Raw genomic sequence first — 22,437 nt, 5'->3', positions numbered from 1 at the left:
GACGAAGGGAAGTGGTCAAACATGGTAAAAATCTCTGAAAAGGTCGCCGAGAAAGTTCAGGCGACCATCCCGATCGACCTGCAGATTCAAGGTGCACACGCCTACGACAAAACTCGGCGTTGGGTGACCGGTACGAACGGGAAGAAACTCTTTGTAGAGCGTCCTATTCCGCCGGCCGAGGAGGTCGAACTCGCCGACATCGATCTCAGCAATCCTTTCCTCTATCGCCAGGGGCGCTGGCAGTCATACTACGAGCGCCTGCGTAACGAAGCTCCGGTCCATTATCAGCGGCACAGTGCCTTCGGCCCGTTTTGGTCCGTCACCCGGCATGCCGACATCGTGGCCGTCGACAAGAATCATGAGGTCTTCTCCGCTGAGCCATTGATCGTCATCGGGGTGCCGCCCCGCTTCCTGGATATCAAGATGTTCATCGCGATGGATCCACCACGCCACGACCTGCAGCGGGCGGCTGTCCAAGGGGTGGTCGCACCCAAGAACCTACGGGAAATGGAGGGTCTGATTCGCTCGCGCGTAAGGGAGGTGCTGGATAACCTCCCCGTGGATCAGCCGTTCGACTGGGTTCACGACGTCTCGATCGAGCTGACCGCTCGAATGCTTGCGACCCTGCTGGACTTTCCGTACGAGCAGCGTCGCAAGCTTGTCGAGTGGTCGGATCTGGCAACCTCGATGGAGCAAACCAACGGCGGTCCCTCGGACCTTGACGAGACGTTCGTCGGCATGCGCGCCATGGCCCGAGATCTCAGCCGGCACTGGCACGACAAGGCGGCCCGGACCGGTGCCGGAGAAGAGCCTGGGTTCGATCTGATCACCATGCTGCAGAGCAATGAAAGCACCAAAGACCTGATCGACCGGCCGATGGAGTTCTTGGGCAACCTTCTGCTGCTGATCGTCGGAGGCAACGACACGACCCGGAACTCGATGAGCGGCGGCGTTCTCGCGTTAAACCGCCACCCGGACCAGTTCGAGAAGCTGAAAGCAAATCCCGACCTGATCCCCAACATGAACTCCGAGATTATCCGATGGCAGACGCCACTCGCCTACATGCGCCGGATCGCCAAGGCCGACACCATGCTGAATGGTCAGTTCATTCGCAAGGGTGACAAGGTCGTGATGTGGTACGCATCGGGAAACCGCGATGAGCGCGTATTCGATCGGCCCGACGACTTCATCATCGACCGGGACAACGCCCGCAACCACATCTCTTTCGGGTTCGGCGTCCACCGCTGTATGGGCAACCGGTTGGCCGAGATGCAGTTGCGGATCCTGTGGGAGGAGCTGCTTCCTCGTTTCGAGAAGATCGAGGTCATTGGTGAGCCCGAATACGTGCAATCCAACTTCGTCAGGGGAATCAGCAAGCTGATGGTCCGCCTCACCCCGAAAGCCGGCGCATGACTTTGCATCGAGCGGTCATCGTGGGCGCCAGCCACGCGGGCGCCCAACTGGCGGCCAGCCTTCGTCAAGAAGGATGGGACGGCGAGATCGTCCTCGTCGGCAATGAATCGGCAGCGCCCTACCAACGCCCTCCGCTGTCGAAGGCATATCTGGCCGGGAACTGCGCAGTCGACAAGCTCGCGATCCGCAGCGCCGAGTTTTACACCCAGCTGCGAATCGAAGTTCTGGATGCGACGGTGGAGGCGATCGATCGCGCAGCGGGTCACCTCTCGCTGAGCACCGGCGAGGTGCTGCCCTACGACAGGCTCGCGCTGTGCACGGGCGCGCGCCCCCGTCGGCTCTCCACCCCAGGCGCCGACCTGGCCGGAGTCTTCTACCTACGCACCGCGGCGGACGTCGAGATGATCCGAGACGCCACCAGACCGGGGCGTCGAGCCGTGATCATCGGCGGCGGTTACATCGGATTGGAGACGGCTGCCTCCTTGCGTGCGTTGGGTCTAGAGGTCACCGTGCTCGAGGCGACGGAGCGCGTCCTCGAACGGGTGACCGCCCCGGAGGTATCGGCGTTCTTCGACCGGATCCACCGGGAGGCGGGCGTCAACATCCAGACGGGCGCGCGGGTCGAGGCTCTGTCTGGCGACGGCAAAGTCGGCGAAGTAGTCCTGGCCGGTGGCGAATCGATTTCCGCCGACCTCGTCATTGTCGGCATCGGCGTTGAGCCGAACACCGAGCTCGCCGCTGCCGCGGGCTTGGTCGTCGACAACGGCGTCGTGATCGACGACCAAGCCCAGACCAGCGACTCCGCCATCATGGCCGCCGGGGACTGCGTCAGCCACGACATGGCTCGTTACGGCCGCCGTATACGTCTGGAGTCCGTGCCCAGTGCGGCCGAGCAGGCCAAAGTCGCGGCGGCGACTTTGTGCGGGAAGTCCAAGAAGATATCAGCGCTGCCTTGGTTTTGGTCAGATCAATACGACCTCAAGCTCCAGATCGCGGGTCTCAACACCGGGTACGACGAGGTGGTCCTCAGCGGCGACCCGACCCGCGACCGCGACTTCACCTGCTTCTACCTGCGTGCCGGCGAGCTCATCGCCGCCGACTGCATCAATCGCCCCCGCGACTTCATGTTCAGCAAGCGGGTCATTACGCAGCAGGTCCCCGTCGAACGGGCCGAACTCATGCTCGCCGGCTCGGTCTGAGGTCATGGCTGCATGGGCGATGGGACGGCGACTGCGATTGCGACGCGTGTCTCGGAGACGAACGTCAGCGAGAACCGCCATCCAACTCCGCTGGCCGCGGGGACTGGCTAGCGGATGCCGCCGGGCACCTCGGCGGTGTTACCGCAGCGCATCAGAAGCTAGTGGAGGTCGCCAACAGGCGTGACGATTTTTGCGGAGGGAGCATCGTCTTGAGTCGATGCTCGCGACTGTTCTGTTCTGACAACGAGATTGGTGGAGATTGACGGTGGCGGTATTCAAGGACGAGGACGAGGTCTATGCCTTCTTGGGTGGGATCTTTCAACGGGGCTTGGAGAAGGAGGGACTGGCGGACAAGCTCGCAAATTCGGGTGTGGTGTTACGGGTGCACTACACCGATCCGGACGCGGTGGTAACGGTGGACATGCCGAAGAAGGTGGTGGAGACCGGAGCGGCCAGTACCGCGGTGCCCAACGTGGAGTTGTTCATGTCGGCGGACACTGGAAACAAGTTCTGGCTGGGCAAGGTGAACCTGACGATGGCGATGGCCAAGGGGACGGTGCGCGCAAAGGGCCCGGTGCCGAAGTTGATCAAGTTGATTCCGCAGGCCAAGAATCTGTTCCCCGAGTACCGGTTGATGCTGCAGAGTCAGGATCGGCAGGACCTCATCGATGCGTGACCGTCGCCTCATCAAGGGTTGTCGGGCGGGCTCTCGATGAGGAGCACGATGCAGGACGTTGCGTTGACGGTGCCCGCGATCGTGGCCCATGCTGCGGCAGTCCATGGCGATCGCGAGGTGTTGACCGCACGCGGACCCCAACAGATCTCTGGGGTGTCGTATCATGAGTTGGGGCAGCGTGCGGCGCGGTTGGCGAATGCGTTGCGCGAGATAGGCATTTGTGGAGACGAGCGTGTCGCGACGCTGCAGTGGAGCAACCAGGAGCACCTGGACTGTTACGCGGCGGTGCCGTCGATGGGTGCGGTGCTACATACGTTGAATCTGCGGCTGCCACCTGAACAGCTGACGTGGATCGCCAATCATGCCGAAGATCAGGTGATCATCGTCGACGGTACGGTGCTGAACCTGTTGGCGGCGGCGTTGCCGTCGATGACCTCGGTGCGCACGGTGCTGGTGACCGGCACGGGTGATCTTACCGCAGTGCAGGGCTGCGGAAAGGACGTCCTTCGCTACGACGATGTGGTGGCAGCCCAGCCGAGCACGTTCGACTGGCCCGACGTCGACGAGCAGTCGGCCGCAGCGATGTGCTACACGAGCGGTACTACCGGGCACCCGAAAGGCGTTGTCTACAGCCACCGTTCGACGTGGTTGCACTCTCAATCGGCGTGCACCTCGAACGCCTTGGGCATCGGTCATGACGACACGGTGTTGGCGATCGTTCCGATGTTCCACGCTAATGCCTGGGGGTTGCCGTATGCGGCGATGATGGCGGGGGCGCAGCTTCTGCTGCCTGACCGTTTCCTGCAGGCGGGGCCATTGGTGGAGATGATCGAGGCGGCCCGGCCCACGATGGCGGGCGCTGTGCCGACGATCTGGACCGATGTCTTGCACTACCTGCGCGACAATCCCGGCCACGACGTGAGTTCGCTGGAGATGGTGGCGTGCGGTGGTTCGGCGGTTCCGAGGTCGTTGATGACTGCCTATGACGAACTGGGCATCCGAATCGTGCAGGCCTGGGGGATGACTGAGACCTCCCCGCTGGCTGCGGTCGCTCTGCCGCGGAACACCGACACCCCGGAGAGGTCCCTTTACCTGCGGGGAACCCAAGGCAGGGTAGTGGCCGGTGTGCAGGCGCGCATCGTTGATGACAGCGGTGCAGAACAACCTTGGGACGGACTGTCGGTGGGGGAGATTCAGATCCGCGGCCCGTGGATCACTCAGTCCTATTACGAGCATGACAGTCCGGCGGTGTCGCCGGACGGTTGGTTATGCACCGGGGATGTCGGGACCATCAGCGCCGATGCGTTCATCACTCTCACCGACCGCGCCAAAGACGTGATCAAGTCTGGAGGGGAGTGGATCTCCTCGGTGGAATTGGAGAACGAGTTGGCCGCTCACCCTGCAGTACGCACCGCCACGGTGATTGGAGTGCCCGACGACAAGTGGCAGGAACGGCCGCTGGCAGTGGTGGTCCTGGCCGCTGACTGCACCGCCACCGCTGCGGAGTTGACTGAGTTCCTGCGTGCACGGGTGGCCAAGTGGTGGCTACCGGAACGGTGGGCGTTCGTCGCCGACGTTCCGTTGACGTCTACTGGCAAGTTCGACAAGAAGAAGCTGCGCCGCCAGCATGCCGACGGTGAGCTCGCCGTCGAGACGCTGGCGTGAACCATCCACTGCTACGGAAGCACCGACGTTGAGGAGAGGACACACATGAAAACACGCGCTGCCGTGCTCTGGGGCTTGGGAGAGAAGTGGGAGGTTGATGAGATCGAGCTGGATCCGCCCGGTGCGGATGAAGTGCTGGTCCGGTTGACCGCCAGCGGGTTGTGCCATTCAGACGAACACCTGGTGACCGGTGATCTGCCGTTTCCGCTGCCCGTCGTCGGTGGTCATGAAGGCGCCGGCACCGTGGTCGAGGTGGGTGCAGGTGTCGAGGACCTGGCCGAGGGCGATTCGGTCATCCTGACGTTCCTGCCGTCTTGCGGGCACTGCTCTTACTGCGCGCGCGGGATGGGAAACCTGTGCGACATGGGTGCGGCGATCATGATGGGACCCCAGATCGACGGCACCTACCGCTTCCATGCCCGCGGCGAGGATGTCGGCCAGATGTGCTTGCTGGGCACGTTCTCGGAATACACCGTGGTGCCGAAGGCCTCCTTGGTCAAGGTTGACCACGGGACACCGTTGGACAAGGCGGCCTTGATCGGTTGCGGTGTCACGACCGGTTACGGCTCGGCGGTACGCACCGGTGACGTGCGCGCCGGGGATACCGTGGTCGTGATCGGCGCCGGCGGCATCGGCATGAATGCGATCCAAGGCGCCCGCATCGCTGGCGCGTTGACCATCGTGGCTGTCGACCCAGTGGAGTTCAAGCGCGAACAAGCTGGCGGTTTCGGCGCGACGCATGCCGTTGCCACCATCGATGAGGCCTGGTCACTGATCAGCGACATCACCCGTGGCAAACTCGCCGACGTCTGCGTCTTGACCACCGACGTCGCCGAAGGGGCCTACACCGCTGAGGCGCTATCACTGGTCGGTAAACGCGGCCGTGTGGTCATTACCGCGATCGGACACCCCGAAGACACGTCGATGTCGGGCTCGCTGCTGGAATTAACGCTGTATGAAAAGCAGATCCGCGGTGCCCTCTACGGCTCGTCCAACGCCGCCCACGACATCCCGCGGCTCGTCGAACTCTACAACTCCGGACAACTCAAACTCGACGAGCTGATCACCCGTGAGTACACCCTCGATGAGATCAATGAGGGCTACGACGACATGCGGTCAGGCCGCAACATCCGAGGACTCATCCGATTCTGACAGAGCACCGAAAGCAGGGGAGCGCAAAACGGCACCAAGCGAGCTCAGTACAACGATGGCGATGCTGCGGGTCAGGGGCTCTCACCGTTGACGCTTTGATGCGGGATAGCGATCGAAAGAAGGCAATGTTTCCCATAGTCATAGGCGGTCGAGCTGCGCGGGTGAGATTGGCTGCGGTCGACCAGTTCTGGCACCTACCGCCAGCCGCGACGCCTTGATGGAACGTAGCTTTCGATGAGTCTTAACAGTGCTATTGGACAAGAGAGGAAGCGGCGATGGCGAGGATTGAAATTCCCTATCCCCACAGGAGAGGAGGGCACTGTGGTTCCGGTGCGCTGCGTGACCTTACTGAATGGGCACAACTAGGATGGGGGACAGAAACACTCAGTGAAGGATTGGTCTTCACCCTCGGCGGAGCCTTGGACTTCTCGTACGTCCGCTCTACGCAATTGTTTCCCCAGATCTACCTAGTAGGACGAGGAAGCGACCTGGAAAAAGACTACCTCTCCCGAGTTGGTGCAAACTGCGTAGTGCGATCGACCGATGACGCAGACGTGGGATGGTCATTTGTTACCGACGAAGTCGACAAGGGCCGACCCGTCATGGTCTGGGCTGACATCGGCGAACTTCCTTACCTGCGCGTCCGATTGCACATGAGCCGTCACGACATCGTCATCACCGGATATGATGACGAACAAGGGGTTGCCTATGTGGTCGATAATGACCGCGAGACCACCCAAACGGTGGCTTATGACGACCTGCGCCGGGCGCGGTCCTCGGTAGGGTTCCCTACACCGACCCGGCACACCACATATCACGTCGACTGGCCGGAGCGAGTGCCCGACCTTGGGCCGATTGCCGCCACTGCATTAGCCGCGAGCGCAGCTTTCATGCGCGGCGGTGCCGTAGGTGCGCCGCTACTGCGCATCGAGGCAGCTGAAGTCGAGGCTTCCGGTTTGAAGGGTGTGCAGGAGTTCGCCGATGACGTACGGCATTGGCCAACGGTGTTTGATGACGACGCCCTGACCGCGGCATTGTTCGGGCTCGGGGCGTTCATCGAGAAAGCCGGAACCGGTGGCGGGCTCTTTCGTATGCTGCAAGCACAAGGTTGCCAGAATATCGCCGATCTCCTCGGGGACGCCGCCGCAGCCGAAGCGGCGGCCGCGGCCCGACACGCTTCCCAAGCGTGGTCTGAGCTTGCGGCCGCAGCCACCGATGCCGGCACATCGCTACGGAGTCGTAGTCTCGCTGCGGCCAAAATCGCCGCGACGATCCCGGACTCCGAAACACGCCTCGTCGAAGCCCTCGAAACGGCCAGTCGATCCGTTGGCACTGTCGATACCGGCCTCGAGGCTTATCTGAAAGGCTATCTGTGAGCGACACTTCAAACGAATCGAGTTTCCTGGAGACAACTGGGTTCCTCGATTGGCAGCACGACGATGTACAGCGCTTCACCGAGGACGCGGTCGGTGACGTTCGTGACCCTGTGCAGAAGGCGAGGTTGATCTTCACCGCTGTGCGGGACAGGATTTGGTACGATCCCTATAGCACCGACGACGATCCCGAGCATTATCGGGCGAGCTATGTAGCGACAGCGTCGAGGGCGTATTGCATACCGAAGGCGGTGCTGCTGACCGCGGCAGCTCGTGCGGCGGGCATTCCGGCCCGGCTCGGATTCGCGGACGTGCGCAACCATCTGCAGACCACCACATTGCGTGCCCGGATGGGAGGTACCGACGTGTTCGTCTACCACGGATATAGCGAATTACAACTCAACAACCGCTGGGTGAAGGCCACTCCGGCGTTCAATGCCGAGCTCTGCGCGCGATTCGGTGTACCTCCGATCGACTTCGACGGCCACACCGATGCGCTCCTCCATGCCTACGACGGTGGGGGAAGCCAACACATGGAGTACCTCAACGACCGCGGTTGGTACCACGATCTCCCCTTCACCGACATCGTTACAGAGTTGCATCACCGGTACGGCCCGCTCATGGCTGGCGCTGGAGCCCAGCGTGACGCCTTCTCCCAGGAGTTGTGAGGCGCTGCGGACTGTGTGCCAGTTCATTGTGACGCGATCTGGCCGGCTATGAATACACTGCAGTCCAAGGGATTACGGGCAGGACCAGATAGCCGACAGTGTCCTAATCGGAAGGTGTGTCGCAGCGATGATCTCGGCGGGCTAACGAGTCCTACATACATATCTACCGGCGATCAGCCCAGTCGACGCCGGCGCAATTCTTCAGTCGTGTGGTGAACCACGCGCTACGAGGGTCTATTTAGGAGGGTTTCGTCATCGAAGAGCAAGCGGAAGAAGATTCGGCCATCGCATGGTGGCATAGCTTTCAGAATCGTGCTGTCGCCGCCGACGGCGACTACCTTGATGCGCACCACCCGTGGTGCCTTGGTTGCGGCACAGACAATCCGCACGGTCATCGCCTGCGAGCGCGTCGGCATGGCGACGGGGTGGGTGCCAGGCATATCTTCGACGGCAGACATCGCGGCGCACCCGGTATCGCACATGGCGGCGCAGTCATGACCGTACTCGACGACATGGTGGGCATGTTGCTGTACGTCGTCGGTGAGATGGCCGTCACCCGCAAGTTCGATACCGAGTTCTACGCGCCGGTGTTGCTGGGGGTCCCCTACGAGGTCAGCGCCGAGCTGGTGTCCAAGACCGGCCGGAAACTCGAAGTCCGGACAGAATTGCGCGAGGAGACTACCGGTCAGCTAGTCGCGTCCGCCTCAGGGTTATTCGTCGTCGTCACGATGGCGCACTTCACTAGTTCCATACAGAAGGCTACTTCGACACCCTGCATTGTGCGGTCACCCAGGGAGGGAAGATGCTGAGCACCAGCCTTGGAGGTGGCGCACGGCTGGCCGCGCGCGTTCCACGTCTCTTACCCCGCTCGACGCAAACACCATCAACGCACTCATGTACCTGGTCGCCGAGGATCACCTCCACCAGACGGCGGCCACGGGTCAGCACCGTCATATTCGACGGGCCGCGCCCGCGCACAGGAGACCGGTCATGAGCACCTACGGCCTGTCGGTTCTCGGCGCGGATTTGAAGTCACTGGCCCAGACCGCACAGGCCGCCGACGCGGCCGGGTTCGACGCCGTATGGGCCTCGGAGTTCTACTCCCGGTCGGGATCAATCTCCATGGCCGCGATGGCCAACCGCACACAGAACTGCCGGATCGGTTCCTCCATTCTCTACGGCGTCGGCCGAAGCCCCCTGGTGCTGGCCACCGAGGCGCGCGACCTCGACGAACTCTCCAACGGACGACTGGTGCTGGGCATCGGCAACGGCACCAAACGGATGATGAGCGACTGGCACGGCGTGCCCGACACCTCCGCACCCGCACTGCGGATGGAAGAACTCGTGATGCTGCTGCGCCGGATATGGAACCTGCATCAAGGCCCGATCCATCACGAGGGCCGTTTCTACAGAATGAATCTCACCCCGACCGGCGACGTGGGACCCTCCAGCCGGGCGATCCCGATCGTCACTGCCGGTGTTCGGCCCCGGATGTGCGAGGCGGCCGGGCGGGTGGCCGACGGCCTGGCCGGACATCCCCTGTTCACGACCACCTACGTAGAGGAGATCGTCCGGCCCGCTATCGCCCGGGGTGCCGCGCACACGGGCCGCGACCCCAATGACGTGGAAATCATTTCCATGGTGATGTGCGCCATTCACGACGACGCCGAGGTTGCGAGGCGCGAACTGGCGCAGCAGATTGCGTTCTACTCCTCGGTCAAATCGTACGAGACGGTACTCGATGTAAACGGCTTCGCCAGCGAAGGCCGAACCATCCGGGAAGCATTCGCCCAGCGCGATTTCCCGGCGATGTTCGCCGCGGTGTCGGAGGAGATGATCGACACCATGGGTGTCGCCGGGACGGCAGACGAGGTCCGTGAACAACTGAGCCGCTACGACGGCGTCCTGGACCACATCATGCTGTATTCACCATCGGTTGGCATCGCTCCCGAGCGCGTGCAGCAAAACCTCGACAGCATCATTCGGGAATGCTCGCCCGCCTCGATGTCGCCAGGGCAGTCCGGTCCACGTTCAATCTGATCCACGCATTGCCGCCGAAGTTGACCCGTCCCCGTCCGCGGTCGCATTTAGTGCGTCTGTCGCGCCGACCCCGCCGACAGTTGTGCGGCGTTGTTGACGATGTTGGCGTCGTCGCTGTCGGGGAGGTCGTGGCGAACCACGCGTACCCGCCCCCGGGATAGGCATCCATGTAGCCGTGGCGCTTGCCGTACAACTCCCATGCCGTTTCCTCGGAATCGGGGTCGACGTCGATGCTGTGTCCACGCGAGAACCTCAGGTGTAGCCCTCCATCGTCGCCGGACCAGGCTTGAGTGCACACCGCGCCGGCGAGGTTCAACAACGGGCGTTCGTCTGTCGCGATCTTGAGTGGATCGATGCGCACCGCTTCTACGGGATACCGGTCGACCGCAGGCAGTGTCAGCAGCAAGGGGCACGAGATGACAATCTCGTTGTAGTCGTCCAGGTCCAGGACCAGGCCGTCGCGCACGGAGACGCGTTGTACGACACAGTTTTCGATCCATTGGGTGTACATGGCAATCTCCTTCGACGCATCATCGAGTCTCGCCTTAAGGGTACTTCAGGTAGCGCTGCGATACTAGAAGTATCGTTATGCGGTTTCCGCGGGCCGTGCGCGGCTGGTCACCACGCGCCGAGTGGCTAGGTCGATGCGTTCGCGGGTATCGGCGGCCGACGCTCGGTGGCCACTGAAGGCCACGAGGTTGGCCAGCCAGACGTCGGAGATGATCGCGGCGATGTGTAGATCGGCGGGAGTCGGTTCGCCGCCCCTGAGCGTGCGGGCCAGCAGGGTCTGAATCTCGGCGGCGGCGCTGTCTAGTTCTGCGGCTGCCCGGGTGTCTGCAACGGCGAAGGCTCGTGTCATGGCTGATGTCAGCCAGGGGTCGCGCTGCCAGCGGTCATGTAGGTGTGTGGTGAGACGTTCGAGCCGTTCCAGTGGCGTGCCGTCACCGCTAGCCCAGTCGTCGGCCGAGTTGAGTCGGCGAAACTCGCGCGTCAGCGCCGCCACCAACAAGTTGGTTTTCGCCGGGAAGTGGCGGTAGAGCGTGCCGACGGCGATACCGGCCCGCTCGGCGACCGACCGCATCTGAACCGCCTCATGGCCACCTGACGTGGCCACGAGCAGGGCCGCGTCCAGAATCGCTTCCCGGCGCTGGGTGGATGAATGCGAGGCGGGCGCTACAGCGGTCCGCGTCCGGCCCCCGGCTGAATTTGCCTCCAGCGGTCGGGTTTTGCCATGGCTGCGAGAAAGGGGGAGCGTCATGATCGCCCGTCGTCGAGGCCGCCGTGACGTGAGAACTGTTCGAGAAGGCCGCCAAAAGCACTGACATCGCCGTGCGCAGCGAAGTGATCCGTGCTGACCGCGACAAATACCGCAGTGGCGGTGAAGCGGTTGGCCCCATCGGAATCAGTGCCCGTCGCCATGACGTGCAGAGCCCGTCCTTCGCGGGACCGGATGTGGGCGGTGATCCTGTGGGGTTGATGCAGAGGTACCGGCCGCAGATACTCCACTGTCAGGCTGCGAGTCACCGCTGGTGTGCCGGCGATCCACAATGTGAATCCCAAGACGTCATCGCACGCCGCCGCAACTGCTCCGCCATGGGCCAGCCCAGGAGCCCCGATGTGGCGCTCGTCGAAAATCACGTCGGAGTACACCGCGTCGCCGCTGCGGTGCACCACCAACTGCAGTCCGTGGGGATTGTCGGGGCCGCAACCCATGCACGTTGTCGTGTGCGAAGGTAACCGCTTCGGCAGCGACGCGCTTTCCGGCACAATCACGCTCCAATACTATCGGTTTCGCTTCGATACCGTTAGTACCACAATGCTAGACTGACAGGACAGCATCGCGTGAAATCGACCGCCGAGGTGAATTGAGTGAGCGACAGTCAGCCAGCGCCGGTCCCTGACGATGACGTGGACCCGCGGCGAATCCGGTCCCGAAATCGACTGCTGGATGCAGCCGCGACCCTTCTGAGCACTGGCGGCGTGGAAGCCGTCACGATCGATGCCGTCACCAAAGCGTCCAAAGTGGCCAGAACCACGCTTTACCGCCATTTCCAAAGTTCGTCGCACCTGCTCGCAGCCACGTTCGAGCGACTGCTTCCACAGGTGGCAACTCCAACACCGACCAGCGGCCCTCTGCGTGACCAGTTGATCGAATTGCTAAGCCGCCAAGCCGCTCTTTTCAACGACGCGCCACTGCATGTCACGACGCTGGCATGGCTGTCCCTTGGTCCCACCGGCCCGACGAACGAAGCCGATGATCGACACACATCCGGAGCGTTGCGGGCCCGAGTCGTCGACCAGTACCGGCAACCGTTCGACGCCATACTCTCTAGCCCGAAGGCGCAAGCCGAGTTGGAGAACTTCGACCGAGAACTGGCGCTGTGCCAACTGGTCGGCCCACTGGCGTTTGCCCGGATGACCGGCATTCGCGCCATCACTCACGACGACTGCGAGAACCTCGTCGATGGCTTTCTCGCCGCCCACCGCAAGAGCGACGATGGCGATGGCGAGACCAAGCGGGTGAAGGCCGCGAGTCTGCGTGCAGGGCGACCGCTCGCTTAGCCCTCTAGCCACAACGAGTTTCACTGCGCCCAGTCTGGCTGGTCTTTGAACTTTCCTCTGCACTCCAGTCACGTCGGCGATGGCACCGGCGAAATCTTCGCCGTCACTCGCTAGGGGCCGTGCACGCAGATCGCAGGCATGCCCACGACGACTATGTCGGGCCAGGCGACCTGAACCACCTCAGCGTTCGCAGTACGGTTGCTCGCGTTGAGACCCCGTAGCACTTTCGTCAATGGCATTGCGGATCGATGCCTGTTTATCGTCCGACGAAAAGTGATCGTGCTGGCCCCAGAGTGCAACAGGTGTGTGGTGAATGGAGGAACTGGCTGGCAGGGATGGCTTGGTGGCAAGCGGGGCGGGTTACTCGGCAGTGACGACAGCGGCCGGGGCGCGCCATCGGAAGTGACGCTGAGCGACGCGCGGAACTGAGACGAATGTGGCTGTGGTCGTGGACCAAACCTCGTGTTGCTTCGTAGGTTGTCGACATGACTGCTGTGTCGAAACTGGAGGCGCGTCGTCGCGCCGTCGAGGCGCAACGCCGAGCGAACGAAGTGCGAGCGCAGCATGACCGTGCCAACGCCGATGACGCGACCGCCGTTCGGGCGTTGATCGGACGCCTGCAGGATGTGGACGAATGGCAGGCCCGTCGCGTCGCGCAGTCTCGCCAGCAAGCGGAGGCGGAGGCGCAGCGCAGGCGCAGCCGCTATTACGCGGAAGCCTGTGCATCGATCAAGGACATGCGGGAACGTGGCGCGACGTTGGCGGCTATCGCCGAGCTGGTCGGTGTTGATGTCAGAGAGATACGCGCGCTGCTGCGCAGCAAGGCGGCGAAAACCGTTAAGAAGCAACCGGCTGCGCGCGCTGATGCATGGCGCGACGCTCGTGTGGACACGGAGTGGCCGCGGTGCGTGCGATGCGATGTGTTGATGATGGATCCTGAAGACAGGCCACGTCGCGGACGCCGCCGGCTCTACTGCTCGGACACGTGTCGGCGCGACTCATCTGCTGCACGCATGGCTGCCGAGCGCCACGGAACGCCGATCCGCGTCGTCGAGGTGCCGAGGGCCGGTTCCGCGACCGACCTCGCCCTGACGCCTGAAGATTCACCGGCTCCTGTCCCTGTCAGCGCGCTCGACGCCGCAGACATTGCCTCCCGGGACGAGCGGGCGCTGTGCACGCTGCTAGCGAGGCTCACGGAACGGGCACGGCACAAGGACCTCGACCGAGCGACTCTGACGGCGGCGCGTGATCTCGCCAAAGCTGTTTATCCGTATCGCGCCTGAACGGCTCAGCAACCGTATCGATCATCTGGTCGTCAACGCCCGTTGTGCCCGCGTGATGCGCGCTGCGTAACCTGGGTCACGTGGCAGATAACCCGCCAGGCAATCGATGTGCGTCCTGCGCAACATCGGCATCGGCGTTGCCGAGCGCCCTAGGGCGGATCCGTCGCCAGTGAGCGCAGTCGCTCGTAACCTGCCTTCTGACTCCGCGATCCGGCCGGGAGCGGACCGCGGCGTGCTTCGATAGGTACGTGGGGCCACCCTGTCCGAAATCAGCTGTGCGATTGGTGAGGCGGACACCCCGAGTGGGTCTATGCAAACCGTCCGCGCTCGAGAGTCGGCGCTTCGATGGGTACCGACGCGCGATAGAGTCGCACGGGGCATTTGTCGACCGTGAGGAAATGGATTGGTTCCCAAGTAATCCCGGCGGCGTTCAATGACTTCCGATGGGACTTCCATTCGTCGCGAAGCGGTTTCTTCTCCGACGGTCCGAAGCGGACGTCTGTCAGCACGAGTAGTCGCACACGCTTCGGATACAGTGTGGTCCCCTCGACGATCTCCAAACGAAGCTGTTCGACGTCATCGCACCAGTCCTGCGACTTCTTCGCCTTCGAAATGAGTTTGCGCAGAGCTTCGAATACCGGACCGGCAAGCGCATCGTGCACAGCAGGCCGGCCAAGTTTGCTGGCAAGGCGCTGTCCGAGAATGAGCTCGTCCTCAATCGAGGCGAACCCCACGACCGGTTCCTGCGCAGCGAGCAAACCCTTGCTGACCGGAACGATCGCGCGCAGGTCCACGGCCCAAACCGCTCCAGGAACCGGAGGCTCACTTAGCCAGACGTAGTCGGAGAGCTGATGGTCTTTGATCTGCTGGACCTTCTCCGTCGAAAAGACTGAGATGTCGCGTACCGGGCATGCCTGCACCAGCGGATGCCGCATCCCGGGACCGCCCGCAATGTCGCAGGTCTGTGACACCACCGCGGCATACCCGCTGTCGCTCAATGGTGCTGACCGAGCACGCACCTCACCCAACGCTCCATCGGCAGCGGGTTCTCCGGTTACAGGGTCATCTACCCACGCTGGGACGATCCATGCGCCGCGATCCATCGGGAGAAGATGCCCTTGCCGCCACCGCTCCAGAGCGAGAAGCGTGTGCGGGGGCCATCGCTCCGGCAGGAGTCGATCAATAGTCACCGGGCGAATCCGTCCTCGACGTTCTCGGTCACCACCGGACCACCGGTTCGAATGATCGGTGTCTCGACGTGTTCGGCGATCCCCTCGTATACCGAAGTGCCGATCTCTCGCCGAGGGAACGGCGTCCGATCCACAGCCAGGTCAACGAGGTCGTCGAACCGGCCGTCGAGTAGTGCGGAGGCTCGCTTCTTGTCGGCACGCAGCCACCTGTTCATCGGCTGGTCCAGTGTGCTGCGGAGGTCGTCGACGGCGTCCGCCAACTCCCACAGTCCACCCAAGCTGGCTACACGGGGCCGGCTGGCGGGGGGCTTTGCCGCCCACGAGTGGAACGTGCGCTTGTTGATGCCGGTGGCCTTGAACATCTCCTTCTGCGTTAGGCCCAGTTCGGCTCGGATTCGTTCGAAGGCATCAAGAACGTCGACCGTCTCGTCGATCTGTTGCTCGTCGGACAGCACCGTATCGATGAATGTATACGGCATCGTCAACCACAGCGCCGAGCCCGGAAGGTTCATCTGCCCGTCGAGACTCTTGAAAACTTCGACGCGAACCTGATCCCATCCGCACGGGTCGAGGGCTCCAGAGAAATGCGCGACGACATCCCGCAACCCCGGCGATGAACTCATCTCCACGAACGTGCTGGACCAGAGTCCGTCCTCGCAAGGGGCCGGGTACAGGCCCTTTTGTGCTCGGGCCCAGGAAGGTGACCGGAGCACGCGGGAGCCGGTCGGCTGCTGCTCCATGATCGTCATTTCGCGCTCCCTTCTCGAAGCTCTTTCAGGTAGGTATCGGTAACCGACGCCTGAAAAAGTGACAACGAAGTGCGGTTCAGCCGCTCCGCTGAGATGACGACCTCTCGCACGTCGAACGTGAATGAGGAGTGGCGGAACACGTCCGTATCGAGTAGATACTGCACGCACTTGCCCGAATCATCGCGAACTGGTCCATGCCGCAGCAACGCGCCGTGATGATCATCAAGCCGGATCTCCACCTGCTGTTGAGCACCTCGAACACTGCCGCCGAACACTGGGTTAAGCACAGGGCCCAGAAGGGTGTCGTCGATCCGGCCACGCCAAGCCTCTGCAGAGTTGAACCCACTGTCATGGAAGCGGTCGACGTACCGCAGACCGATGCGGTGCACCAACGATGGCTTGACTAACCGTCCGAGAGATTCGACTAGAACGGTTAGCGGAGCCTTCATGCTGGTACGCCATCGCTCGTAGCGGTTGACCTGCATGATCAGGATGTCGGGCATGAGCGTGACGTGTGCTCCGTCCGCGGAAGCAATTTGCCACCCACTGGACTCCGCTGCCACCTGGGAAACGCCGTTGGCCCCGAAGTCGATCCTCATCTGCTGTTGGACGGTGGGTTGAATGCTCGGGAAGTCCACCCCCGTGTTCTCCACAAGGTCGTCCCGGAAAGTAGCGGCGACCTCCGGTGTGATCTCGTCGGTACGGGCGGTATACCGGATCTCGATCACTGCGACTTCGAGGGGAGCGTTTCCGAGCAGGGTCGGATCGGCCGAGGGCAGCCCCCCCAATGGAACGTCCTCAGCTGGGCGAAGTGTGTGTGGATCGATGGTCATACTGTCCTGTCCATAGAGATGCACCTTAGATGCACCTACCGACAAGTGTAGGCGCTATCGTCAGAGATGAGGAGCAGGAGAGGCAGCGGCCCCCGGTCCGGAAATAGCGAACGCGGCTTCAAGGGATCTATGCGCCGCTCGATCGCATCTCGTCTGTCGACACGGGAGTGCGAAAGGCCATTTCGAAGCGGATGGTGCCGCCGCAAAACGGAACCTACCTAAGGACGGCTTAGGCGCAGTGTGCTGCTCTGCCGCCGTTGGGCCGGCCCGCACGCCGTCAGAGAGCCATTTGCCCTTCCAACACCGTGGGCTGTCAACGCGGCGATCTCGGCAGGTAGGTCAGCCGCGAACCGGAGCTCCAGCTCGTCGAGCACGTCCCGACGCGCCGCTGTAAGTAACAGAGCTGAATCGTCACCATGGGGGAGAACTCCGTGATCGCGCACATAGCAATCTGTGACGGTATCGATGAGGTCGTCCAGTGAGCTGGTGAGAAGGAGCGCGTCGTCGCCGGCGTGGCTCTCTGCGAACTCCTCGCAACGGTCGCTGGACCATGTTGCCGGATAAGTAAGTTCTGACAGATACAGCTGCTTGATGGCCGCCTCCAATCGGCCGGACCACCCGTAGTCAGGCCAGTCGTGGATGACCGCCTGGGCGATCGCCTCGAATTGCGCGCTCACGGACACCAACTCCTCACGTAGAGGGACGTGGTGCTGATTGTGCCCGAAAGGTCCGGCGCAGCCGTGACGACGAGCGCGGTCATGAGGCCTCGACGTCGAGATTGTCGCCCGAATGCTTGTTCGGGATGGTCTGGCGGGGCGCCGGCAGATCTTGAACAAAGGACGACAGCTCACGCGGAGCCGAAATGCGCGAGGGACGCGAGGATTGCGAGGGTTGTTTGGCCGACACATCTTTGTAGGGCGGATAGATGGTCCACAGCAGCACGTTCCGATGATTTCGAGCGCCATCGTCTTCGATCGCCCAACCCAGACTCCGGAGCGCAGGTGCGTGCCGTCGCAGGACGGCTGTGACATCCCGGCCGTTCCGAGGCCACTCCTTTGGTCTGCGCCAGGTGTCGCCGGTCGGCGTGACTGTCGCCAGCAGGTCGCCGCCGGACTTTCCGATGAGTGGTTCCCGGATGTGCAGCCTTAGCTGTTCGATGAACGGGTCGGCGGACAGGCTGTCCTCGGAGAGTTGACTGGCGCGTGACAAGTAACGCCGGAAGCCATGGGTCGACAGAATCTCGTCAACGGCCGCCAGCGTGCGACTGAAGTCCGCCATCCGTGGCGACACGTCGACCGAAATGGTTTCCAGCCGTTGATGAACCACGGCGGCCAGATCAAGAAGCCCGCCCAAAATGCCTGGTAGAGCCGTGCGCCACTGTTGTCGCATCGTGGCTTCCGGTTGTCGCATGTGGCGATCAATGCGTCGCAGGTCGACTGTCGCCAGTCGCTCCGCGAGGTCGGGTCGCACTGCGCCGACGTCGATGCCGTTGATGATGACGCACCGCCGGAATTTGATCACCGCGAGATCGGAGTCCGTGTACAACGCCCGTTTGACGTTGCCGTCGCCTGTGGCGGCACGGCACAGGGAATCCGACAACCAGGGCGGAATCGTCGACAGATTGTCCAAGGCAACAACCCACGACCCGGACGCCGCAGTGACCCACGAATCGGAATCACGCGGTGCCTGCCGTAGGGGAACCGGTGACGGGTCGATGAGATCGACCAGCATGCGCGTGGTTGTGCTCTTGGCGCTGCCCTGCTCGGCGAACAGCGCCAAGATCGGGTGTGGGACGTCGGTCTGGACAAGAGCGGCAATGAGGGCAGCGAGGAGGACCGGTCGGTCTTCGAAGTCGACGTTGACGAAATCCCAGAGCTTCTCGATATCCCCGCCCTGAGCCGGCAGCGGCATCGCTCCGGTCAACTTGGTGCGTAGAAAGCGCACAGGTGCCCGCTCGGTCAGCGTCCACCGGCCCTGTCGGATACGAATCACCTGGCCGTTGGGTAGTCCGGTATCGATGTAGTTGATACCGTCCAGTTCTGCGACGCGCAGGTGCAACTTCTCCGGAGCCTGGCTGGCGGCCATGCCTTCGAGGATCAACGTGGCGTCAGTGAGTGCCTGGCCGCCGGCGACAGTGCCGGTGTCGCGGAAGTAGCGCGAGGCGAGTTCGGCTCGCAGGCCGGCCTTGCCGGCGCGTAGCAGCATCGCCAGGTGCGGCCGCGTGCGTTCGGCGCCGAAGGGTTCACCGTCCTCGGAGACGCCGAGGCAATATCGCTCTTGGGCCATCTCCACCAGCCGAACGGCAACGGACTTTTTGTCGGTCTCGGCCCTGGCACTCAATGCTTTTCCCGCCTACGAAGCTTCTGAAGGCGGGCATGGCAGGTTATTCTCATGAGGAGTCCTCCGGTTGAGCGATCGGGTGGTTCGAATGAAAGACCTCGGCTAGGACCCGGGGTCTTTCTCATTTGCGGATCTCACGCGGCGTCTCCGCCTCCGCGCCGGGTTGCGGTTTCTTGCTCCGAGATCCATCGCAGCACTTCGTCGCGCCGGTAGACGACTCGGCGGCCCAAGGTGAAACTGGCCGGTCCGATGTCGCAGTGGCGCCAGTAGCGGAGAGTTCCAACGGGAACGCCGATGATGTCTGAAACCTGTTTGGCACTCAGTAGATCCATGTAGCTGCTCCTCAATAGTGGGTTCTGTCAACGAATCCAACGGTGGTGGTGGCGCCCTGCATTTGTCCACCAGTACCCTCAACTTCGCCTACAAATTGACTCCAGCCGAACGCTTTCGTCGGCTGTCGGTGGTCGGTGTGAAACTGGCGGTAGGAGGTGGTCGACTTGCAGCGACGAAACCGTCGGGCTGGTGTCGAGGACCGGTGGCGTCGATCAGACGGGAGCCCCACCGCACGTAGCGGTATGGGCCGCCGCTGGTTGGCCCGTTACGTCGACGATCAAGGCGGGGAGAACACGCGTTCGTTCGACCGCAAGGTGGACGCTCAGGCCTTTCTCAATGAGATCACGGCCGCTCAGACGATCGGCACCTATGTCGCGCCGAAAGCCGGGCGCATCACCGTCCGTGAGCTGCATGGGAAATGGCTTGGCACACAGGGTCATTTGAAGGAGACGACGGTTGCGACACGCGCATTCGCCTGGTCGGGCTACGTCGAAGGCCGGTGGGCCGCGGTCGCTGTAGCCGACGTGCAATCGTCGGATATCAGGGCGTGGGTGCAGCAATTGGCGGCGGGCGGAGCCAAACCGGCCACCATCGAGAACGCGCTCAGCGTCCTGAGGCAGATCTTGGAGATGGCCGTCGACGATCGACGGATCCCCCGCAATCCGTGCACAGGAGTGAAGTCGCCGCGACGACAGCACCGAGCGCGGGGCTACCTGACACACCAGCAGGTGGAGCTTCTGGCCCGCGAGGTCGGCGAGTACGCCGTTGTTGTTCGATTCCTGGCCTACACCGGGCTGCGCTGGGGCGAGATGGCAGCGCTACGGGTGGAGTCCTTCGACATGCTCCGCCGGAGGGTAAATATCCGTGAGGCGGTCGCCGAGGTCAAGGGACGTGTGGTGTGGTCGTCACCCAAATCCCACGAGCGTCGCTCGGTGCCCTTCCCTGCGTTCCTTGCTGATCCGCTGGCCGCGATCATGATCGGCAAGCGACGAGACGATTTGGTGTTCACGTCACCCGGCGGAGCATTGTTGCGAGTGTCGACGTGGCGGCCGCGGGTGTTCAACATGGCTGTCCAACGGCTTCAGGAAGCAGACCCGGCGTATCCCACCGTCACGCCTCACGACCTTCGTCATACGGCAGCGTCCTTGTCGATCAGCGCCGGGGCCAACGTCAAGGCTGTTCAGACGATGCTGGGACACGCTTCTGCGGTCTTGACCCTGGATACGTATGCCGACCTGTTCCCCGACGACCTGGAGCAAGTTTCAGTTGCACTAGATGCCGCGCGAATGCGGTCTCTGGCAGCCACTGCGGACCAGCTGCGGACTGGGAAGTAAGAAGGCCCCGACCGGAATTCCCGGTCAGGGCCTCTACCTGCGATCACACGAGTCGGGGTGGCGGGATTCGAACCCACGACCTCTTCGTCCCGAACGAAGCACGCTACCAAGCTGCGCCACACCCCGTGTGAAGCCACGACAGCGTATCGCACCGCTCCGGCAGCTACCCAAACGCACTGCCCAGAAGCCGATTGCGGGACACAGGTCACTCCGTCGGCGCAGCATGAAACACCCCACAATCCGGCGCGGGAAGCTGCAAACACCGCCAAAACTAGGCAGACTGGCTAATAACTAACGCTGTGCAAGGGAGTCGGATCATGACACTGTTGGGCGGAGCGGTGTATGCGGGTTTCTTCACGCTGGCTGCGCTGTGGCTGGTGGCCACCAACCCCGACAACGTCGAAGAACAGACTCACCCGAACCCGAAGCGGCCGGATCGCTCGAACTCAGACGGCGCCACCGCGGCCCCCCTCGGGTCCAGCCCTTGCTGTGCCGGCCAGTCGTCGCTGAAGTAGGTGTCGGCGTAGCGGTCGCCGCACATTCGGTGGCCCACGCCGAGGGCAGCGGGTAGCGCAGCAGCCGGGTGTCGGCCTCGATCAGCCGGATCGCGTTGTCGGCCCGGCGGCGTGGATGCCCGTGGTCGGCGCCCCGCCCGCTCAGCGAGCCGACACGGACGGCTCCCAGGAGCCGCGAGTGAGCCGCGAGTCATCGCCGCCGGTCGGTGCGGGCACCAGGGTCAGCAGGGTTGCCTCCGGACGGCACGCGAAGCGCACCGGCGCGAACGGCGAGGTGCCGATACCCGCCGAGACGTGCAGGCGCATATGGCCGCCCCACTGCGACGGTCCCTTGGCCCGGGAGCGATCCAGGCCGCAGTTGGTCACCAGCGCGCCGTAGAACGGCAGGCACAGCTGCCCGCCGTGGGTGTGGCCGGCCATCACCAATTGGTAGCCGTCGGCGGCGAAGCGGTCGAGCACCCGCGGCTCGGGCGAATGCGTCAGCCCCAGCCGCAGTGCGGCGGTCGGGTCGGCCGGGCCGGCGATGGTGTCGTAGCGGTCCCGTTCGATGTGCGGGTCATCCACACCGGCCGCGGCGATCCGCTGCCCGGCCACGTCGAACTCCCGACGGTTGTGGGTCAGGTCCAGCCAGCCCCGCTCGGTGAACGCCGCCCGCAGGTCCTGCCACGGCAGCGGCGTGCCGTAGATGCGATGCGTGGGCTTGGTCAGGTATTTCGCCGGGTTCTTCAGCCGCGGCCCGAAGTAGTCGTTGCTGCCGAAGACGAACACGCCGGGCACCGAGAGCAGATCACCGAGCGCCTGCACCACCGCCGGCACCGCCTTCGGGTGGGCCAGGTTGTCACCGGTGTTGACCACCAGGTCCGGTTCCAGCCGGACCAGCTCGCGCAGCCAGGCCTGCTTGCGGCGCTGGCCGGGGCGCATGTGGATGTCGCTGATGTGCAGCAACCGCAGCGGTGACGAACCCGGCGCCAGTACCGGCATCGTCGCCTCACGCACCACGAAGGCGTTGCGTTCGATGACCGCGCCGTAGCCGACGGCCAGGGCCGCCGGTCCGAGCGCAGCCGATGCGGCGACCAGGGACCGGGTCAGGGCGGGTGATGGAGCCATGCGTT

General features: G+C 63.2%; 22 protein-coding genes, 1 tRNA gene and 2 pseudogenes. 12 read left to right on the top strand and 13 right to left on the bottom strand.

Annotated features, from left to right (window positions below; genetic code table 11):
* Positions 1-21 precede the first annotated feature (21 nt).
* The 7 genes from ACAG20_RS11755 to ACAG20_RS11725 all read left to right on the top strand — a co-directional run bounded on the left by ACAG20_RS11755 (position 22) and on the right by ACAG20_RS11725 (position 8,146).
* The gene (locus ACAG20_RS11755) at positions 22-1,413 is read left to right on the top strand and encodes a cytochrome P450 (RefSeq protein ID WP_083000314.1); all 1,392 of its coding nucleotides are present in this window, start codon (positions 22-24) and stop codon (positions 1,411-1,413) included.
* Positions 1,410-2,612, top strand: a complete 1,203-nt coding sequence (locus tag ACAG20_RS11750) for an NAD(P)/FAD-dependent oxidoreductase (RefSeq protein ID WP_083000312.1) — start codon at positions 1,410-1,412, stop codon at positions 2,610-2,612. The genes ACAG20_RS11755 and ACAG20_RS11750 overlap by 4 nt, the downstream gene beginning before the upstream one ends.
* Before the next feature lie 265 nt (positions 2,613-2,877).
* Positions 2,878-3,288 (top strand): SCP2 sterol-binding domain-containing protein, encoded by a 411-nt coding sequence (locus ACAG20_RS11745; protein ID WP_067992196.1) that lies wholly within the window; start codon positions 2,878-2,880, stop codon positions 3,286-3,288.
* Positions 3,289-3,324: 36 nt separating this feature from the next.
* Positions 3,325-4,953 (top strand): fatty acid--CoA ligase, encoded by a 1,629-nt coding sequence (locus tag ACAG20_RS11740; protein WP_068001990.1) that lies wholly within the window; start codon positions 3,325-3,327, stop codon positions 4,951-4,953.
* A gap of 45 nt (positions 4,954-4,998) precedes the next feature.
* On the top strand, positions 4,999-6,105 hold the full coding sequence (locus ACAG20_RS11735; RefSeq protein ID WP_067992199.1) for an NDMA-dependent alcohol dehydrogenase: 1,107 nt from the start codon (positions 4,999-5,001) through the stop codon (positions 6,103-6,105).
* Positions 6,106-6,380: 275 nt separating this feature from the next.
* The gene (locus tag ACAG20_RS11730; RefSeq protein WP_067992202.1) at positions 6,381-7,481 is read left to right on the top strand and encodes a BtrH N-terminal domain-containing protein; all 1,101 of its coding nucleotides are present in this window, start codon (positions 6,381-6,383) and stop codon (positions 7,479-7,481) included.
* Positions 7,478-8,146, top strand: coding sequence for a transglutaminase family protein (locus tag ACAG20_RS11725; RefSeq protein ID WP_043985051.1), 669 nt, complete (start codon positions 7,478-7,480; stop codon positions 8,144-8,146). Before ACAG20_RS11730 ends, ACAG20_RS11725 begins: the two co-directional genes overlap by 4 nt.
* Before the next feature lie 224 nt (positions 8,147-8,370).
* Here ACAG20_RS11725 and ACAG20_RS11720 read toward each other — a convergent pair whose 3' ends face one another.
* A complete protein-coding gene (locus ACAG20_RS11720) occupies positions 8,371-8,604 on the bottom strand; it encodes a hypothetical protein (protein WP_162291742.1) in 234 nt (77 codons plus the stop codon).
* Between ACAG20_RS11720 and ACAG20_RS11715 the strand changes: the two genes are divergently transcribed.
* Positions 8,572-8,955, top strand: a complete 384-nt coding sequence (locus ACAG20_RS11715; RefSeq protein ID WP_167163471.1) for a PaaI family thioesterase — start codon at positions 8,572-8,574, stop codon at positions 8,953-8,955. The two genes, ACAG20_RS11720 and ACAG20_RS11715, sit on opposite strands and share 33 nt — an antisense overlap.
* Positions 8,956-9,136: 181 nt before the next feature.
* Positions 9,137-10,186: an LLM class flavin-dependent oxidoreductase gene (locus ACAG20_RS11710; RefSeq protein ID WP_167163470.1), complete on the top strand. Its 1,050-nt coding sequence runs from the start codon at positions 9,137-9,139 to the stop codon at positions 10,184-10,186.
* A 47-nt stretch (positions 10,187-10,233) separates the two neighbouring features.
* On the opposite strand, the pseudogene ACAG20_RS11705 reads toward ACAG20_RS11710, so the two are convergent.
* From ACAG20_RS11705 to ACAG20_RS11695, 3 genes and pseudogenes are all read right to left on the bottom strand, one after another.
* A pseudogene (locus ACAG20_RS11705) lies at positions 10,234-10,697 on the bottom strand (DUF6188 family protein).
* Between the two features lie 75 nt (positions 10,698-10,772).
* Positions 10,773-11,444, bottom strand: coding sequence for a TetR family transcriptional regulator (locus ACAG20_RS11700; RefSeq protein ID WP_370492635.1), 672 nt, complete (start codon positions 11,442-11,444; stop codon positions 10,773-10,775).
* Positions 11,441-11,899, bottom strand: coding sequence for a PaaI family thioesterase (locus tag ACAG20_RS11695; RefSeq protein WP_208411447.1), 459 nt, complete (start codon positions 11,897-11,899; stop codon positions 11,441-11,443). Before ACAG20_RS11695 ends, ACAG20_RS11700 begins: the two co-directional genes overlap by 4 nt.
* Before the next feature lie 156 nt (positions 11,900-12,055).
* Here ACAG20_RS11695 and ACAG20_RS11690 point away from each other — a divergent pair, with 156 nt between their 5' ends.
* Together ACAG20_RS11690 and ACAG20_RS11685 are read left to right on the top strand one after the other, a co-directional pair.
* Entirely contained in the window at positions 12,056-12,748 is a 693-nt protein-coding gene (locus ACAG20_RS11690; protein ID WP_370492634.1) for a TetR/AcrR family transcriptional regulator, read from the top strand.
* Between the two features lie 485 nt (positions 12,749-13,233).
* Entirely contained in the window at positions 13,234-14,031 is a 798-nt protein-coding gene (locus ACAG20_RS11685) for a hypothetical protein (protein ID WP_370492633.1), read from the top strand.
* Between the two features lie 308 nt (positions 14,032-14,339).
* Here the strand turns inward: ACAG20_RS11685 and ACAG20_RS11680 are convergent, their stop codons facing one another.
* The 6 genes from ACAG20_RS11680 to ACAG20_RS11655 form a co-directional block, all read right to left on the bottom strand.
* Positions 14,340-15,029: a hypothetical protein gene (locus ACAG20_RS11680; RefSeq protein WP_133052441.1), complete on the bottom strand. Its 690-nt coding sequence runs from the start codon at positions 15,027-15,029 to the stop codon at positions 14,340-14,342.
* Between the two features lie 188 nt (positions 15,030-15,217).
* Positions 15,218-15,844, bottom strand: coding sequence for a hypothetical protein (locus ACAG20_RS11675; RefSeq protein ID WP_131830098.1), 627 nt, complete (start codon positions 15,842-15,844; stop codon positions 15,218-15,220).
* A gap of 122 nt (positions 15,845-15,966) precedes the next feature.
* A complete protein-coding gene (locus ACAG20_RS11670) occupies positions 15,967-16,803 on the bottom strand; it encodes a TIGR04255 family protein (protein ID WP_370492632.1) in 837 nt (278 codons plus the stop codon).
* A 218-nt stretch (positions 16,804-17,021) separates the two neighbouring features.
* On the bottom strand, positions 17,022-17,480 hold the full coding sequence (locus tag ACAG20_RS11665) for a transposase (RefSeq protein ID WP_370492631.1): 459 nt from the start codon (positions 17,478-17,480) through the stop codon (positions 17,022-17,024).
* A gap of 79 nt (positions 17,481-17,559) precedes the next feature.
* Positions 17,560-19,089, bottom strand: coding sequence for an ATP-binding protein (locus tag ACAG20_RS11660; protein ID WP_370492757.1), 1,530 nt, complete (start codon positions 19,087-19,089; stop codon positions 17,560-17,562).
* A gap of 188 nt (positions 19,090-19,277) precedes the next feature.
* The gene (locus ACAG20_RS11655) at positions 19,278-19,475 is read right to left on the bottom strand and encodes a helix-turn-helix transcriptional regulator (RefSeq protein WP_370492630.1); all 198 of its coding nucleotides are present in this window, start codon (positions 19,473-19,475) and stop codon (positions 19,278-19,280) included.
* 243 nt (positions 19,476-19,718) lie between these two features.
* On the opposite strand from ACAG20_RS11655, the gene ACAG20_RS11650 reads away from it, so the two are divergent.
* The gene (locus ACAG20_RS11650) at positions 19,719-20,810 is read left to right on the top strand and encodes a site-specific integrase (RefSeq protein ID WP_074243618.1); all 1,092 of its coding nucleotides are present in this window, start codon (positions 19,719-19,721) and stop codon (positions 20,808-20,810) included.
* Positions 20,811-20,862: 52 nt separating this feature from the next.
* On the opposite strand, the gene ACAG20_RS11645 is transcribed toward ACAG20_RS11650, so the two are convergent.
* From ACAG20_RS11645 to ACAG20_RS11635, 3 genes and pseudogenes are all read right to left on the bottom strand, one after another.
* Positions 20,863-20,936, bottom strand: a tRNA-Pro gene (locus ACAG20_RS11645).
* A gap of 286 nt (positions 20,937-21,222) precedes the next feature.
* Positions 21,223-21,345 (bottom strand): annotated as a pseudogene (locus ACAG20_RS11640) (PLP-dependent cysteine synthase family protein); the annotation flags it as partial.
* Between the two features lie 121 nt (positions 21,346-21,466).
* Positions 21,467-22,432 carry a metallophosphoesterase gene (locus ACAG20_RS11635; protein WP_370492629.1) on the bottom strand — a complete coding sequence of 322 codons (966 nt, stop codon included), beginning with the start codon at positions 22,430-22,432 and terminating at the stop codon, positions 21,467-21,469.
* Positions 22,433-22,437 lie beyond the last annotated feature (5 nt).

The sequence above is a fragment of the Mycobacterium sp. pW045 genome, assembly GCF_041287085.1.
Taxonomy (GTDB): domain Bacteria; phylum Actinomycetota; class Actinomycetes; order Mycobacteriales; family Mycobacteriaceae; genus Mycobacterium; species Mycobacterium algericum_A.
The sequence above is the reverse complement of the archived record's forward strand: the minus strand, read 5'-3'. Positions and strand labels throughout refer to the sequence as shown.